The sequence below is a fragment of the Hymenobacter glacieicola genome, assembly GCF_014640315.1.
GTDB lineage: Bacteria > Bacteroidota > Bacteroidia > Cytophagales > Hymenobacteraceae > Hymenobacter > Hymenobacter glacieicola.
In genome coordinates, this window is record NZ_BMGS01000003.1 from 183,013 (window position 1) to 199,564 (window position 16,552).

Sequence of the window (16,552 nt, forward strand, 5' to 3'; positions counted from 1 at the left end):
TCCTGAATTAGTATTCTTCCATCGTCTATTCTTGAGTTAAGCGCTTTACTCTACTACGCCATCTTCTCCTCGGAACTCTCTATTTCTTCCCAGGCCAGAATGCCGCCGTCGAGGTTGAGCAGGTTGGTCAAGCCGAACTCGGTTTGGAGGCGCTCCACGGCCTGGGCGCTCCGGCGGCCGGAGCGGCAGTACACCACTACCGGGTGCTGTTTGGGTAGGGTGGCCACGCCCTTCTCCAGGCTGCTCAGGGGTAGCAAGGTAGCGCCGGGCAGGTGGCCGGCGGCGTACTCGTGGGGCTCGCGCACATCCAGCAGAAAGGGCGGGTGCCCCGACTCCAGCTGCTCGTGCAGCTCGGCCACGGAAATACTGCGCACCCCTACCCCGCACAGGTCGGCGTAGTCGCGGGTATCGGCAGTATCCAGGTTGATGGCGGCTTGCTCGGGGCGGCGGGCGAACTTGAGGGTGCGGGTCTGGAAGGTCAGGGCATCAAACATCCACAGCCGCCCCGATAGCACCTCGCCGATACCCAGAATGACTTTCAAGGCCTCCGTGGCCTGGGCCGTGCCTACCAGCCCGGGCAGCACGCCCAGCACGCCGGTAGCGTCGCAGTTGGGGGCTTCGGCGGCGGAAGGCGGCTGCGGAAACAGGCAGCGGTACGTGGGGCCGCCCTGGTAGTTAAACACCGACACCTGCCCTTCAAACTTGTAGATGGCCCCCGACACCAGCGGCCGGTTGAAGCTCACGCAGGCGTCGTTGAGCAAGTAGCGCGTAGGGAAGTTGTCGGAACCGTCAACGACCAGGTCATACTTGCTAACCAGCTCGCGCACATTGCCCAGGGTAGCGCGGCAGCTGAGCACCTCCGTATGTACCAGCGGGTTGATGCGCTTCACGGCGCGGGCAGCGGCTTCGGCCTTGGGCTGGCCCAGGTCGGCGGGGCCGAAGAGGATCTGGCGCTGCAGGTTGCTGCGCTCTACCTGGTCGGCGTCTACAATGCCCAGGGTGCCGACCCCGGCGGCGGCCAGGTACTGCAGAATGGGGCAGCCCAGGCCGCCGGCGCCTACTACCAGCACCCGGGCATTTTTCAGGCGTAGCTGCCCGGCCTCCCCAATTTCGGGCAGTTGCAGGTGGCGGCGGTAAATCTGGCGTTCTTCGGTGGTAAGCATCAGGCAGACAAGATAACAGGTAGCAGGGGCAAGCGGGCAACCAGCCGCAAATCGGCAACGCAACGGGTAGCTTTCCTCGTTACCCCGTCACCTGCCCTACGCCTGTTGTCTAGCTCAAACTTACTTCCGGGCCATAAGGTTAACCAACCGCGCACCTACCCCGCTATTTGCCCTATGTCAGCCCCCGTTTTCCTTCCCCCGACCTCCTACGACTACGTCACCGTGCACAAAGTGCAGGGCGAAGTCGTGACGACTGCCTCCGATGTACTGGCCGCCGAAGAGCCCCTGGAAATCCGGGTGGGCTACGGGCCGGGCGGGCAGCGGGAGCACCGCACCCTCTCCATCACCATGCGCACACCGGGCCACGACTTTGAGCTGGCGGCCGGCTTTCTGCTGACCGAGGGCATTATCCGGGGCCGCCAGGACTTGCACGGCGTCATCTACTGCCCCGACGTGGAAAAAGAAGAAGAGCGCGAAAACGTAGTACGCGCCGAGCTGGCCCCCACCGCTACCCCCGATTTGCCCCGCCTGGAGCGCCACTTTTACACCAGCAGCAGCTGCGGCGTGTGCGGCAAAACCAGCATCGAGGCCGTGCACGCGGCGGCCTGCCCGGTGTTGCCCACGGCCGGGCCCTACCTCGACCCGGCCGTAATTCACCTCTTGCCGGAGCGGCAGCGGGCGGCCCAGGCCTTGTTTGAGCAAACCGGGGGCCTGCACGCGGCGGCCCTGTTTTCGCCGGAGGGCGAGCTGCTCTTGCTGCGCGAGGATGTAGGGCGGCATAATGCCCTGGACAAAGTCATTGGGGCGGCCCTGTTTCAGGAACTGCTACCCTTGCACAACTCGGTGCTGTTGGTCAGCGGCCGAGCCTCGTTTGAGCTGGTGCAGAAAGCGGCTGTGGCGGGCATTCCGGTGCTGGCGGCCGTGGGCGCCCCCAGTTCCCTGGCCGTATCGGCGGCCCGCGACTTTGGCATGACCGTGTGCGGTTTTGTGCGCCAGGGCCGCTACAACGTGTACTGCCACGAGTGGCGGTTGCAGCGCCAGGAGCAGTAGGTCGTAGTATCTGAATTGTTGACAGCTAAAGAAGCCTCCAGAGTGTGGTCTGAACGGGTGTTGAGACGCAATATCTTGCGTCTAGTCATTGAAGGACCCGCCCTCCTTGTCATTCCGAGCAGAGTGAGGAATCTGGGTTCACCATGTAGCGGCTGAATCCAGATTCCTCGCTCAGGCTCGGAATGACAAGATAAACAACCTCAGCTGGCGACGAGACGCAAGATATTGCGTCTCTACGACGGTACAAGACCCATTCCTGTCGGCTTGCCAGCAACATCAATATATCAGTTTAATAACCTGATTTTCAATTAAATAACCCCTCAACACCCAAGCGCCACCGCAACATCTGACGGCCCGACTGCGTCTGACGGATATAGCTTTTCTCTCCTATGAAACTTCGCATTGAAGACAACTCGCTTCGCCTCCGGCTTTCGGCCGAGGAAGTACAACAGTTTGCCGATGCGGGCCGGGTGGCGGCGGTAGTGCCACTGGGCCCTACCCCCGACGAAAGCCTCACCTACGCCCTGGAACGAGCTGAAACCGAAGAGCTTCGGGTAACCTACGGGGCTGGCGCCCTCACCGTGAAAGTACCGGCCACCCTGGCCTCCCACTGGACCACAACCGACCAAAACGGCTTCTCGGCCACCCTCATGGTAGCCGAGGATCAACCCCTGAAAATCTTAATTGAAAAGGACCTGGACTGTCGGCACTGACGTGCCAGGCCCGCCTTCACCGCTTTTCTCTCCTCCGCGTTATGGATAAATCGCCCGCGTACGACCCCAATCAGGCCGGCAAAACCGAGCAGCAGACTGCTAGCAACAACGTTCCGAAAAGCGGTGAGCGGCCCGACCAGGGCGCAGCTCCCACCAGTGACAACTGGAGCACCTCGCCTGAACGCGAAACCTTGGACGACCGGCTCATGGAAGCCCCCGATACGTTGGGGGCCAAGCACAAGCACCCCATTCTGGCTCAGCCGCCCGAAGAATTTACCGGCCTGAAGCTGACCAAGCCCGCCACCGTAGCGGCCGGCATTACGGCCGTGCTGAAGTCGGGGGCGTTTGCCCTGGACTACGAAGGTCCCGTGCGCGGTACCCACGCCCTGCTGAAAATGAACCAGAAGGACGGCTTCGACTGCTCGAGCTGCGCCTGGCCCGACCCCGACGACCACCGCTCGGTAGCCGAGTTCTGCGAGAACGGGGCCAAGGCCACCGCCTCCGATGCGCAGTCGGACCCGGTAGGGCCGGAGTTCTTTGCCAAGCACAGCCTCGTGGACCTCTCGCGCATGACGGACCGCGACCTGAACAACGCCGGCCGCATTACGCACCCCATGGTGCTGCGCCCCGGTGCTACCCATTACACGCCTATTTCCTGGCCCGAAGCCTTTGCCCTGGCCGGGCAAGAGCTGAACGCGCTGAAGTCGCCGGACGAGGCCATTTTCTACACCTCGGGCAAGGTACCCAATGAGCCGGCCTACCTTTACCAGCTCTTCGTGCGGCAGTTTGGCACCAACAACCTGCCCGACTGCTCCAACATGTGCCACGAAAGCAGCGGCGCGGCCCTGAGCAACACCACCGGCCTGGGCAAGGGCTCCGTGACGCTCAACGACTTTTACGAGGCCGAGGTCATCCTTATCATCGGCCAGAACCCGGGCACGAACCACCCGCGCATGCTCACGGCCTTGCAAAAGGCCAAGAAGAACGGGGCCAAAATCATCAGCATCAACCCCTTGCACGAGGCCGGCCTGCTGCACTTCAAGAACCCCCAGGACTTCATGAACCCCCTGAAGGCGCTGGGCGTACTGCTCGGCGACGGCACGCCCATCACCGACGTGTACCTGCAGGTGCGCATCAACTCCGACCAGCTGGTGATGCGCGGGCTGATGAAGTGCCTCTTGGAAGCCGAGGCGCTGAACCCCGGCCAGGTCCTCGACCAGGAGTTTATTCGGGACTACACTACGGGTTACCCCGAGCTGGTAGAAACCCTCAACCAAACCACCTGGGCCGATATTGAGGAAGCCAGCGGCGTTACGCGGGCGCAGATTCAGGAAGCGGCCAACCTGGTAGCCCGCCACAAAAAAATCATTACCTGCTGGGCCATGGGCCTGACCCAGCAGAAAAACGGCGTGTATACCATTCAGGAAATTGTGAACATGCACTTTCTGAAGGGCGCCGTGGGCATCCCGGGGGCCGGCCTGTGCCCGGTGCGCGGCCACTCCAACGTGCAGGGTGACCGGACCATGGGCATCTGGGAGCGGCCGACCGATACGTTCCTGGATTCCCTGGAAAAGGAGTTCAACTTTAAAGCCCCGCGCGAGTACGGCTTCGACGTAGTGGAAGCCGTGAAGGCCCTGCACGACGGTAAGGTGAAGGTGTTCATGGCCATGGGCGGCAACATGCTTTCAGCCTGCTCCGATACCGAGTTTGTGGCCGAGGGCATGCGCAAGCTGCGCCTCTCTATTCACGTCACGCCCAAGCTTAACCGCAGCCACCTCGTCAACGGTGAAATGGCTTTGCTGCTCCCCTGCAAAACCCGCATCGACATTGACATGCAAAAGTCAGGGCAGCAGTTCATGACCTGCGAAAATTCCATGGGGGTAGTGAGCATGAGCAAGGGCGTGCTCGAACCCATTTCCGACCAGATGCTGAGCGAAGTAGCCATTGTGTGTGGCATTGCCCTGGCTACCCTCGGCGAGCGAAGCACCGTGGACTGGGTGGGCTGCACCGAAAACTACGACCTCATTCGGGAGTACGTGGCGCGCACCATTCCGGGCTTCGAGGACTTCAACACCAAGGTGCGGCACCCCGGCGGGTTCTACCTGCCCAACGGCCCCCGGGAGCGGAACTTTACCACCGAAAACGCCAAGGCAAACTTCACGAGTACGCCCCTGGAAAAGCACACCTTCGAGCCCGGCCAGCTGGTGATGATGACCATCCGCTCCCACGACCAGTTCAACACCACCGTGTACGACTACAACGACCGGTACCGGGGAGTGCACAACGAGCGGCGGGTTATTTTCCTGAACCCCCAGGACATGGCCGAGCGCGGCATCAAGGAGAAAGGCCTGGTGAACATTACCAGCCACTTCCAGGGCCAGCAGCGCCACGCCGAGAACTTCATTGCCATTCCCTACGACATTCCGCGGGGCGACTGCGCTACCTATTTTCCGGAGGGCAACGTGCTGGTGCCCATTGGGTCGGTAGCGTACAAGAGCAATACGCCTACCTCCAAGTTCGTCATCGTGACGGTGGCGCCCGTCGAGTTGCCCATTGGTACCCAGATTCCTACCTCCCAGCGCGTGACCGTACCCGCGTAACCATTCCCCTCAGCCTACTGCCCGCCAGCCCGACCGCACCTACGGTTGGGCTGTTTTTTTGAACCCCGGGCCGGGCTTAATCCGGCTAGCTCGACAACCTGATGGACCAGTTTTGCGTCTGAACCTCAAACTATTGTTCAGCCCAGCGCTTATAGAAATGGTAGCCAAGCCAGCCGTACTTTCTGGTTGTGTTTCGCTATCTTTTCGAGCCTCTACTTGTTCTGCTTGTCATGGAAAAATCCCCCGCCGAAGACCCCAGCCAAGCTGGTAAAACTCAGCAGCAAGGTGCTGAAGATAACGTACCCAAAAGCGGTGAGCGGCCCGACCAGGGTACGGCCCCAGCCCCCGACCACTACCGCCCCGACCCCCAACACGAACGTGACGAAAGCGTGATACCTGCCCCCGACGTCGCCAACGCCAAGTACCAGCACCCCATTCTGGCCCAGCCCCCGGAAGAATTCACCGGCCTGAAGCTGGAGGAGCGCGCCCGGGTTGCGGCCGGTGTTACGGCCGTCATCAAGAGCATGGAGTTTAACTGGAGCGAGGCCGGCGTCAGCCGCGGTACCCGGGGCCTGCTGAAAATGAACCAGAAGGATGGCTTCGATTGCTCGAGCTGCGCCTGGCCTGACCCCGACGACCACCGCTCCGTGGCCGAGTTCTGCGAGAACGGGGCCAAAGCCACCGCCTCCGATGCCGACGATAAAGCGGCCGGTCCGGAGTTCTTTGCCAAGTACAGCCTGGCCCAACTCTCGCGCATGACCGACCGGGACCAGAACAATGCCGGCCGCCTGACCCACCCCATGGTGAAGCGCCCCGGCGACAACCACTACTCGCCCATTGCGTGGCAGGACGCCTTCCAGCTGGTAGCCGATAACCTGAACGCCCTGGATTCGCCCCACGAGGCGCTGTTCTATACATCGGGCAAGGTGCCGAATGAACCGGCCTTCCTGTTTCAGCTCTTCGCTAAGCTACTGGGTACCAACAACCTGCCCGACTGCTCCAACATGTGCCACGAGAGCAGCGGCGCGGCCCTAAGCCCTACCCTGGGCCTGGGCAAAGGCTCCGTCACGCTCAATGACATTCACGAGGCGGAGGTTATCCTGGTTATTGGCCAGAACCCGGGCACGAACCACCCGCGCATGCTCACGGCCCTGCAGAAAGCCAAGCGCAACGGGGCCAAGATTATTGCCGTGAACCCCTTGCCGGAAGCCGGCCTGCTGGCTTTCAAGAACCCCCAGGATTTCATGAACCCGCTGCGGGCCTTGGGCGCCCTGCTCGGCGACGGCACCCAGATTACCGACCTGTTCCTGCAAGTGCGTGTGGATGGCGACATGGCCCTTTTGCGCGGCATCATGAAGCACTTGTTTGAGGCCGAGGACCTGAACCCCGGCGCGGTAATCGACCGGCCGTTTATCGACAAGTACACCACTGGTTTCGAGTCGTTTGAGCAAAACATCCGCAACACTTCCTGGGAAGACATTGAGGAGCTAAGCGGCATTTCGCGGGCCCAACTGCTGGAAGCGGCCAACATGCTGGCTACCAAGCAGAAGATTATTACCTGCTGGGCCATGGGCGTTACGCAGCAGCGCCAGGGCGTGCAAACCATCCAGGAAATCGTGAACCTGCAGCTGATGAAGGGCGCCATTGGCAAGCCCGGCGCGGGTACCTGCCCGGTGCGCGGCCACTCCAACGTGCAGGGCGACCGGACCATGGGCATCTGGGAGCAGCCGACCAAGCAGTTTCAGGACGCGCTGGCCAAGGAATTCAACTTTACTCCGCCCTACGAGCATGGCTACGACACGGTGGAGGCCATCAAGGCCATGTACAAAGGTAAAACCAAGGTATTCTTCAGCCTGGGTGGCAACTTGCTGGCTGCCGGCCCCGACACCGAGGTTATTGCCGAGGGCATGCGCAAGCAGAAACTGACGGTGTTCGTGGGCACCAAGCTCAACCGCGGCCACCTGGTAACGGGCGAAACCAGCCTGCTGCTGCCCTGCTTTACCCACCTCGATGTGGACATGCAGAAGTCGGGCCACCAGATGACCTCTTGCGAGAACTCCATGGGGGTAGTGAGCCAGAACAAGGGCGTGCTGGTGCCACTGGAAGGGCAGATGATGAGCGAAGTGGCAATTCTGGCCGGCATTGCCATTGCTACCTTCGGCGACAAAATCAACATTGCTGACTGGGTGGCCATGACGGAAAACTACGACGTCATTCGGGACCATATCAGCCGCGTAATTCCAGGCTTCGAGGGCTTCAACGAAAAGCTGCGCCGCCCCGGCGGATTCTACCTGCCCAACGGCCCCCGGGAGCGGAAGTTCACTACCAAGAATGGTAAGGCCAACTTCACCACCACCGAGCTGCAACACTACCAGCGGGAGCTGGAGCCCGGGCAGCTCATCCTGATGACGGTGCGCAGCCACGACCAGTTCAATACCACCATCTACGACTACAACGACCGGTACCGGGGTGTGCTCAACGAGCGGCGCGTGCTGTTCATGAACCCCCAGGACATTGCCGACCGGGGCCTGCAGCCCAAGGACCTCATCGACATTACCAGCCACTACAAGGGCGAGAAGCGCACGGTGGAGAAGTTTATTGCCGTTCCCTACGACATTCCGAAGGGCAACGTGGCCGCCTACTTCCCCGAAGCCAACCCCCTGGTGCCCGTAGGTAGCGTGGCTAAAACCAGCAACACGCCTACCTCCAAGTACGTGGTAGTAACCGTGGTGCCGGCCCGCAAAACAGTAGGAGCGCCTGTTGAGGTTCGGATGGCGGCGGAAGCGTAGCACCGCGCGAAACCGCACCGTTCCGAACAATAACACAGATAAAAGGGCCCGACCGTATTACACGGTCGGGCCCTTTTACTTTGGGAGGTTGCTTTCTAGAACGGATAGCCAATGGCAATGTTGAAGCGGCCGGTATCGGAGGTTTTGTTGTAGGTATTTTCGCTGGTTGTACCCTGGATTTGGGTGTTGCTATAGGGCAGGCGCAGGGGGTAGGCGTAGTCGAAGCGAATGACGAAGAACTGCACGTCGATGCGCAGGCCGGCACCTGCTCCCACGGCCAACTCCTTGAGGAAGGTGTTGAAAGCAAACTGCCCGTTCTTACCATCGGGGTTGCCGTTCTCATCTACGGTCTGGCGGCTGGGGTCGTCGTTGATCAGCCAGATGTTGCCGGCATCCACAAACAAGGCCCCTTTCACGTAGGGAAACAGATCCTGACGGTACTCAGCGTTGGCCTCGATGCGCATGTCGCCCACCTGGTCGTAAAAGGCGCTGGTTTCGTTGGATTCCGGGGTGCGGTAGGTGCCGGGCCCCAGGCCGCGGGCCGCGAAGGCTCGCACGCTGTTCGGGCCCCCAATGCCATACTGCTTCAGGTAAGGTAGCACTTTGGCGTTCTGATAAGGCAACCCTACCCCAACCAGCAGACGGGTAGCAAACTTGTTGCCGCTGGCGGGGTTAGCGCTGGTGCGGAAGTAGTTGCGCAGCTCCAAATCAACCTTGGTGTACTGCGAAAACTGCTGATTGAGCAGGGTGTACGACTGGCTGCCGTCGGGGTTGGTAACCTTGGGCTGCCCCGTGAGCGAGCTGACCAAGTAGGCCAGGTTACCGGCTACTTCTACCCCGCCGCTAAAATAAATCTGATTGCGGCGCTGCTCCAACGACTGTTGGTTGTAGGTGTAGCGGTAGGAACTGGCCAGCACAAACTGCTGCCGGAAGGAGTTATTCAGGAATGGCCGGTCGCGTAGCAAGCGGCTGAAGGTGCGACTGGTATCGGAGAGGCGTAGGTACTGAATATCGATGGGGCGCAGTTCCTGCTCGTTGGTGAGCTTGGTTTTCCAGGTGTAGCCGTAGTTCAGGTTGAAGCCTTGCTGGGTAAAGGCGTCCAGGCGGGTCACGGACCGAATGCCCGCGCCGAAGGTGGTCCGGGGCTGAAAGTCGGAGTTTACCAGCCGGATATTGAAGGGCGGCGTAATCAGGCGGGGTACCAGCAGCTGGGCGTCGGCCCCAATTTCGTAGCTGGTCAGGCCGATGGTGTTGGTGTTGCTGCGCCGCTGATTTTCGAAGGAGCCGGTCAGGTTTACCAGCAGCTGCTCGGCCCCACGCAACGCCGAGCGGTTGCGAAACTGAATGCGGAAGCCCGGCCCCACAAACCCGTTCGACTTGCTCACGAGCAGTACCTCGGCCCGCAGGCTTTTCTTGGGCAGCTGGGTCATGCGCACGTAGGAGTTCAGGAAGCCGTAGCCCGCCGAGTCGGCCTTTTGCCGGGCAGGCCGGAAGCCCACGTCCACGTACTTAAAAGTGCCCAAGCTCATCAGGCGGCTTAGGGTCTGGTCCTGGCGGCGGCGGCGGTACAGGCTGTCGGGGTAAATGAAGGTAGCATTGGTTATGGCCTTGGCTTTGAACACCTTCTCATCGGGGTAGTAGATGTAGCCCCGGTAGCGGATAGGCTGCTCACTGAGGGTAGTGTCGTTGAGGGAGTAGCTGGTGTTCAGCCGGATGCGGTTCAGGATGTAGGGTTTGGCAGCCTGCGCGGGCGTCTTCTCCTTGATTTTCAGGTACACGTTCACCTGGTTATTCAAGGTGCTATCTACCTGAAACAGAATGTAGTCGGGGTTGAAGTAGTAATAGCCCTGGTTTTTCAGCTCCCCATCAATGCGCACCCGCTCATTGGTAAAAGTCTGCAGATTGTACGGGTCACCGACTTTCAGCAGGGAGCCGGGCTGGGTAGCTCGCACGGCCCGAGGCAGCAGGGAGTCTCCCTCAGGGAAGTGGATTTCCTTGATGGTGTAGGGCTTGTTAACCGTGGCCGTATAGTCGACGCTGGCGGCCTGGCCTTTTACCGTCACGCGGCTGTGCACCACGGGCTGGAAGTAACCGTTGTTATACAGGCGGTTGATCATCAGGCCCTTCACCTTCTGGGTGTCAACCTGGCTGAGCAGCACGGGCTTCTCGCCGTATTTGTTGGCCAGCCAGTGCCCCAGCCCTTTGGTTTTACCTTCGCCCAGGTGCCAGAAATACAGCTTGGGCCGAATGCCCAGAAAGGACGTGTTGGGCTTGGGCGTAATCACGGATTCCAGCTCGGTGGTCAGCTCTGCTTCGCGTGGAACAGGGCTGGCTGACTTTACTTTCACGGTGCTACCCGTGTAGAGTTTGCTACCCTCCGGAATGTACTTGAGGCCGGAGCAGGAAGCCAGCAAGGCCAGCAGCGGCAGCCACCGCCGGACCTCACCCCCCAGCGCCCTCTCCTTGGGGAGAAGGGGAGCCTGACGATTGGTATCGGCAGCGTCCTTGGTTTTCGGCAAGAAGGGCAGATGATGCAACATGAAAGCGTAATTCAGGAAAATGATAGAGTACGAAGCGCCGCGTGTGCTGGCGGAAGCTGGAAGACTAGCGCCGGGTAGAATCTGGGCGGGCGGTGGCGGAGCGGGCACTGGTGCGGCGGGCCGAATCGGGGCGAGCCGTTACGGGGCGCAGGCGGGTTGAGTCGCGGCGGGGCGCGTTAGGCGCGGCGTTGGTTGAGTCCCGGTTGGCGCGGCGATCCTGGCGGCGGCGGCGGCTTTCCAGCTTCACTTCCTCCTTTACTTCCTTGTCAATGCCCCGGAACAGGTCGGCCAGGTCACGGTAGTCACGCTGGAAGATCAGAGAAGCTCCTGTCCGGACAAACTGCCCGTCGATGTCGCCATACGCGTTGTTGCGGAAGGCCTGGAGGCGGATGCGGCCATTGGCCAGCACGTTGTATTCCACGCTCACGTCGCCGGCAAAGGCACTCACGCCCGCCTGGTTCTGGCCCGTGCTACCCTGGTTGCCGCCGCCCAAAGGCACGTCGGTGCCGAGGCGCACGGTGAGGCGGTTGTTGAGCAGCTGGCGGCGCACGGCCACGTTCAGGTCGGTGCGGGTTTTCTCGGCTCCGCTGCTGAAGTCGGCGTAGGAGTTCACGCCCAGCTCTACGCCCAGGTTAGAGAGGTAGGAGCCGGTAAGGTTGTTGAGCTGCTGGGTCAGCACCTGGCTGGCTGAGCCGCGCAGCTGTTCCGCTACTAGGTTGCCGCTGCTGCTCTTAAAGGGGTCGTCGGCCAGGAAGCGGTTTAGCACCAGCAAGGAAAACACTTGCTTGTTCAGCTCGCTTTCCTGGGAGGGTTGGCGCAGCTGGGTTAGGCGGGCCTCAATGGGGCCGCGCAAATCAGAACGGGCTTCCTCAGGCAAGCGAATATCAAAGCTGATAAGCGGCTTGAGCAACTGTCCCGTCACTTTCAGATCCACCTCAAAGGGTAGCTGGTTGCGGGCCAGGGCATTCTGGGTTTCATCGGTGCCACCCTGCGAACTGATCAGCTCGGCGGGGGCGGCGCGCACGTTGTAAATGGCCGTCACGTTGGCTTGCCCGTTGTAGGGGTCCCCGCTCCAGGTAATGGACGAGCCGCGGGCAATGTCGAATTCCCGCGAAGCCAGGTCGTAGAGCGACATCTGGTACTTGCCCTGGGTTACATCGAGGCGGCCGGTAAGGGTGATGTTGCCGGTGGGGTCGATGGCCGTGTTCAGGGTACCGTTGGCTTGCACGCGCAGGTTGTCGCCGGAGGCCTCATCCACCACAATGGTAAAAGGCGTGTTGTCGGTCACGGTTACCACGGCCTGAATGTCGTAGCCCGCGGCGGTTTCAGCCGAATCAATGGCTACCTGCCGGGCCAGCATGGTATCAATAGGTGCGCTCTTGTCCACGAATTCCACAATACCGTCGCGCTCCACTTTCACCGGGTCATCGTTCGGGATGCCCACAAAGAAGTTAGAGCCATCGGCCACGCGGGCCCGGGTCCGGACCACCGGCAGCGTCAGGGTGCCCGTGATGCGCGAGTCGGAGTCGACCAGGAGCTTACCCCAGAACAAGTTGTTTTCGCGCCGCGAGCTTTGGATGGCCAGGAAGTTCTCGGTTGTCGCCTGCAAATCGAAGCGGAAGTCGGAGGTATAGTTGGTGGTGCGGATGTTGCCGTTGATGATGGCCTCATTGCCCACCGAGTCTTTCACCACGAAATTATCGAAGCCAATGCCCTGGTTGGTGAAGTCGATGTCCTGGGAAGCCAGGAAGTAAGGCGCCCCGAGCTGGGTAAGGGTAAAGGTGGCGTCGGGGGTAGTAGTGAGCGTGCCGTTGAGGTTGGGCTGGGCCACGGTGCCCGTTACGGCCAGCTGCCCGCTCACGCCCCCGGCCATCTGCTGCAACTGCCCCAGGGAGAACGGCTCGATGATTTTCAGATCCAGGCGGTTCACATTCACATCAAACTGGATAGGCGAGGGCGGGGTAGCCAGGTAGTAGCCCACGGCCCGCACGTCCATGCCCTGCTGGTTGGTCAGGCGGGCATCTACGTTGTAGCGGTCGGGGGTAGGGTTGGTGGCTTGCAGGGCTAGGTCGCCGATGGTAGCCTTATTATAGACGAAGCCGGCCAAGTTGGCATTGGCCGTAAACGCCTGCTTGGGCTGGCCCAGGCTGTAGGCAATGGCCTGCCCGTTGAGCGTGCCCGCAATCAGGGAGTCCTGGAAGCCCGCGGCCCGACCCAGCCCGTTGATATCCAGGTTCACCATGCTCATTTGCAGCGGGTACTGGGCCCCGGCCAGGGTTTGCAGGCTCAGGCTGCGCTGGTTGCGGCTGAACACCAGGTTTTGGGCGAACAGGGCGCCGGTAGAGGTAGTGTAGCGGATTTCGTTGTTGGGCGTAATGTCCCACTGCTTTTCGTCCAGCATCAGCTTGGGCTCGAAGCGGAAGGCGTAGGTAGCGCCCTGATTGAGCACGCGCAGGGCCCCGGCCAGGTTCAGCTTCTCGGCGCTATCCGACTCGGCAATGCGCAGCCGCGTCCCGATTTCGTTGTTCTGGATGCTACCGGTTAGGCTGGGGTTCGGAATCTGCAAGGTAGTGTCCTGGCTGACGCGGCGCAGGCCCAGGGCGTAGTCCAGCTTCTGCGGGTCCGACTGCACGGCCAGCTTCAAGGAGTCCAGGGCGTAGCCCATGTACACGATGCGGCCAATGCGGGTGTTCAGGCGCAGGTCGGCGGCGCGGCTGTCGTAGGAGCCCGTGAGCTTGAAAGGCGTCAGGCGCTTGAGGTCAGGGACCAGCTGCTGCACCAGCCGCGGCTGCTTGAGGTTGGCCTCGAAGGTAAACTGCCGGTACTCTGAGGAGGGCCGGTACTGCACGCCGGGCAAGTCAAAGTAGCGGTCAATGTGGCGCTGCAGCTCCAGGGCCAGGTCGCCGAGGCGGGTGTTACCGCGCAGGGTCAGGTCGGCTACGCTGGAGGCAAAATCTACTTCGGTGCGGCCCGTGCGCTGCACAATGCGGCCCGTCACGGAGTCCAGGGCAAACGGCCGGTTGTTGCTGACAATAACGATGCGGTTGCCCGAGAACGTACCGTTGAGCGTGTTCAAATCGGAGCCGCTGAGGTTGGCGTTCAGGTCGCCCTGCACGCGCAGGTCGCCGCCGGTGTAGAAGCCCAAGGCCGTAAGGTTGGCCCCGCGCAGGTTCAGCCGATCCACGGTGTAGGTGGGGTTCGAGGCGTTGCGCAGGTCAATGGTGGCCAGCAGGTCGAGGTTGAGGTTGGGGTCGTCCTTGCTACTGGCGTCCACTACGTAGCGGTTCCGGTCAATATCAACCTTGGCCGTGATGCCGCGGTAGGTGTAGCCGTTGTAGGTTGCCTGCTGCACGGTGGCGTTCAGCTGCCCGCGCAGTTGGTTGGGGTCGAGGCCGCCGCGGCCGTTCAGCGTGCCGCTGGCCGTTACCTTACCAATGGTCGGGTCGCCGAGGAACTTGCCCACGTCGAGGCCCTGAGTGCTAAAGGTAGCCGCTACCGGCTCCTGTCCCTGCGGCCCTTCGCCCACGTTTACCTTGGCAGTTAGGTTGCCAAAGCTGGTGGTAGCATGCAGGTTGGTATCAAAGACTAAGGCGGTGGGCCGTCCCCGGAATGTGCCACTCACCGTCAGGCGCGGGGGTAGGTTGTAGCCGGCCGGTAAGGTGCCGGCAGGTAGCAGGCCCTTGATGTCGGCGGCTGTGGAGGTGAACTCCCGAATGGTGAAGTCGGCGTAGAGGCGGCGGTCGGTATTCGGCAGGCCAACCAGGCGGCCCGTGGTACGGATGCGGGTGCCCTGGAGGCCGCGGAAGTCAATATTGGTCAGGGCCAGGTTGCTGATGCGGCCCTGTATCTGCCCGCTCATAGTGAGTGGGGCGTTGGGGTTGATGCCCAGCTCGGGCAGGGTGCCGGCCGGCAGCAGGCTGCGCATGTCGGCCTCGGTGGTGCGCACGTAGCCCAGGTTCAAATCCAGAATCAGCCGGTCGTCGGTGTTGGGCAGGCCCTGAATCCGGCCGCCCCCGCGCACCACGGTATTGCGGAAGCCCACAAAGTCGAGGTTTTGCACGCGCAAGTCGCCCAGCCGCCCGCTTACTAGCCCGCTAATCAGGAACGACTGGTTGGGGCCACTGCTGAACGGCGGCGTATCAAGCAGGGTAGGCGTGATGTAGAGCACGTCGCGGAAGCCCAGGCGAGCCTCGCGCAGGTCACCGTTCAGCTTCAGGTTGGGCAAGTCGTCGGCAATGCCGGCCAGGTCCTTGTAACCAATGCCAATGCGCCGCTTCAGGTGGCTGTGGGGCGTCACCAGGTCCAGGTCGTTGAGCTGGATGCGGTGGTCGTCGTAGTGCACCTGGGCGGCGGCGCGGGTGATGGCAAAGCCGCTCTGCTCCTGGCCCGCCAGCTGCGTGATGCGGCCGGTGGTGCTGTCGGCGGAGTAGCGCAGGTTCTCGGTGTTGAGCGTCAGGTTCGTGAACTTCAGGTGGTTGTAGTCCATGCCCTTGATGCGCGTCCGCTGCCGGGGCTCGTTGAAGTTGTCGAAGGCCACGTCCACACCGTTGATGTCGGACTGCTTCAAGCTTACTACCCAGCTGGCTTCCTGGCCGGTAGCGTTTTCCACGGCGGCGTTCAGGTCGCGCACGGCTTCGGCCGGGTTTACTACCCGCTGCTCTACCGGCACGTTTTCGTTCTGGGCGTAGGCAAAGCTGGTATTGCGCAGCTTCAGCGTGTTCAGGGCCACGCGGCTGTTCACCAGGTCAATGTTGTCGGCCGTCACGTCGGCCTCCCCGATGCGGGTGTTGATAAACTGAGCCGAGGGGTCGTTGCGGTAAATCAGGCTCACGTTTTGCAGCTGGGCCCGGTTCAGGCCGAACTCCAGCTTGAGGGCCGCCGTGTCCTGGGGCGTATCCGGCGGCACCTTGGTTTGCCGGATATTAATACCTGTGTTGCGCAACGCGGCCTGATCCACGCGGTAGGTGGAGCCGTCCACGTCCACCTCGTCCATGCTCACGGCCAGCTCGCCTACCCGGGTGCGCACGTTCATGCCGTCCACCTGGTCGTTATAGGTAAGCAGGATGTTGGTCAGGCGCAGGTCGCCGATGTTGTACTGAAAGCCCGCCCCGGTCGTGTCGGCGGGGGTAGTGGCTACGGTTGTGGTGTCGCCGCTGGCAAAGGCCCGCACGATGAAGTCGTAGTTCGAGATGCTGTCCGGCTCGGTGCGCGTGATGGCCAGGCGCCCGTCGTTCAGCTCCAGGCTTTTCAGGTTGATCTGCGACTTGGTCAGGGCCCAGAGGTCGAGGTCGACGCCCAAATGGCCTACCGATAATAAGGTGTCGCCCTTCTGGTCCTCGATGTAGACCCCGTCCAGGCTGATGGCGTGCTTGAAATCCGTACGAAATTTGGCGATTCGTACGTCGGTTTGCAGTTTGTCCCGTAGATAATTCTCGGCTTTGCGGGCGGCGAAATCCTGCCCCGAGTCGGTTTGTAGGTACACGAAAACCCCGGCCACTACAAGTAGCACAAACGCAACCAGCCCCAACAGGGCGTAGAGAATACGACGCAGATAGACAGGCAAAGGGCAGAAGATAGAAATGGAACTCAGTCAGCCAAACGGTAAAACCCCCGTGCAGGTTGACCCTGCCTTGCTTTTACCGACCTGTTTGCCGCTTATATCGACCAGAAGATTCTTCCTATCGAAGAACAGGGCGC

At 61.4% G+C, this 16,552-nt stretch carries 7 protein-coding genes; 4 read left to right on the top strand and 3 right to left on the bottom strand.

From position 1 onward, the window contains the following. Nucleotides 1–53 precede the first annotated feature (53 nt). Nucleotides 54–1,163 (bottom strand): molybdopterin-synthase adenylyltransferase MoeB, encoded by a 1,110-nt coding sequence (gene moeB, locus IEW18_RS06710; protein ID WP_188557060.1) that lies wholly within the window; start codon nt 1,161–1,163, stop codon nt 54–56. 174 nt (nt 1,164–1,337) lie between these two features. Here moeB and fdhD point away from each other — a divergent pair, with 174 nt between their 5' ends. The 4 genes from fdhD (at nt 1,338) to IEW18_RS06730 (ending at nt 8,315) form a co-directional block, all read left to right on the top strand. Next, nucleotides 1,338–2,213 (top strand): formate dehydrogenase accessory sulfurtransferase FdhD, encoded by an 876-nt coding sequence (gene fdhD / locus IEW18_RS06715; RefSeq protein WP_188557061.1) that lies wholly within the window; start codon nt 1,338–1,340, stop codon nt 2,211–2,213. 389 nt (nt 2,214–2,602) lie between these two features. Next, nucleotides 2,603–2,926, top strand: coding sequence for a DUF7009 family protein (locus IEW18_RS06720; protein ID WP_188557062.1), 324 nt, complete (start codon nt 2,603–2,605; stop codon nt 2,924–2,926). Nucleotides 2,927–2,967: 41 nt separating this feature from the next. Next, nucleotides 2,968–5,526 (top strand): FdhF/YdeP family oxidoreductase, encoded by a 2,559-nt coding sequence (locus IEW18_RS06725; RefSeq protein ID WP_188557063.1) that lies wholly within the window; start codon nt 2,968–2,970, stop codon nt 5,524–5,526. A gap of 230 nt (nt 5,527–5,756) precedes the next feature. Further along, nucleotides 5,757–8,315, top strand: coding sequence for an FdhF/YdeP family oxidoreductase (locus IEW18_RS06730; protein WP_188557064.1), 2,559 nt, complete (start codon nt 5,757–5,759; stop codon nt 8,313–8,315). A 95-nt stretch (nt 8,316–8,410) separates the two neighbouring features. Here the strand turns inward: IEW18_RS06730 and tamL are convergent, their stop codons facing one another. After that, entirely contained in the window at nt 8,411–10,855 is a 2,445-nt protein-coding gene (gene tamL, locus IEW18_RS06735; RefSeq protein WP_188557065.1) for a translocation and assembly module lipoprotein TamL, read from the bottom strand. Between the two features lie 64 nt (nt 10,856–10,919). Further along, nucleotides 10,920–16,418, bottom strand: coding sequence for a translocation/assembly module TamB domain-containing protein (locus IEW18_RS06740; RefSeq protein ID WP_188557066.1), 5,499 nt, complete (start codon nt 16,416–16,418; stop codon nt 10,920–10,922). Between the last annotated feature and the right edge of the window lie 134 nt (nt 16,419–16,552).

What these genes read in the sequence shown, in the direction of transcription:
- moeB (WP_188557060.1), bottom strand. Translation starts at nt 1,163, where the DNA reads ATGCTTACCACCGAAGAACGCCAGATTTACCGCCGCCACCTGCAACTG.
- fdhD (WP_188557061.1), top strand. Translation starts at nt 1,338, where the DNA reads ATGTCAGCCCCCGTTTTCCTTCCCCCGACCTCCTACGACTACGTCACC.
- IEW18_RS06720 (WP_188557062.1), top strand. Translation starts at nt 2,603, where the DNA reads ATGAAACTTCGCATTGAAGACAACTCGCTTCGCCTCCGGCTTTCGGCC.
- IEW18_RS06725 (WP_188557063.1), top strand. Translation starts at nt 2,968, where the DNA reads ATGGATAAATCGCCCGCGTACGACCCCAATCAGGCCGGCAAAACCGAG.
- IEW18_RS06730 (WP_188557064.1), top strand. Translation starts at nt 5,757, where the DNA reads ATGGAAAAATCCCCCGCCGAAGACCCCAGCCAAGCTGGTAAAACTCAG.
- tamL (WP_188557065.1), bottom strand. Translation starts at nt 10,855, where the DNA reads ATGTTGCATCATCTGCCCTTCTTGCCGAAAACCAAGGACGCTGCCGAT.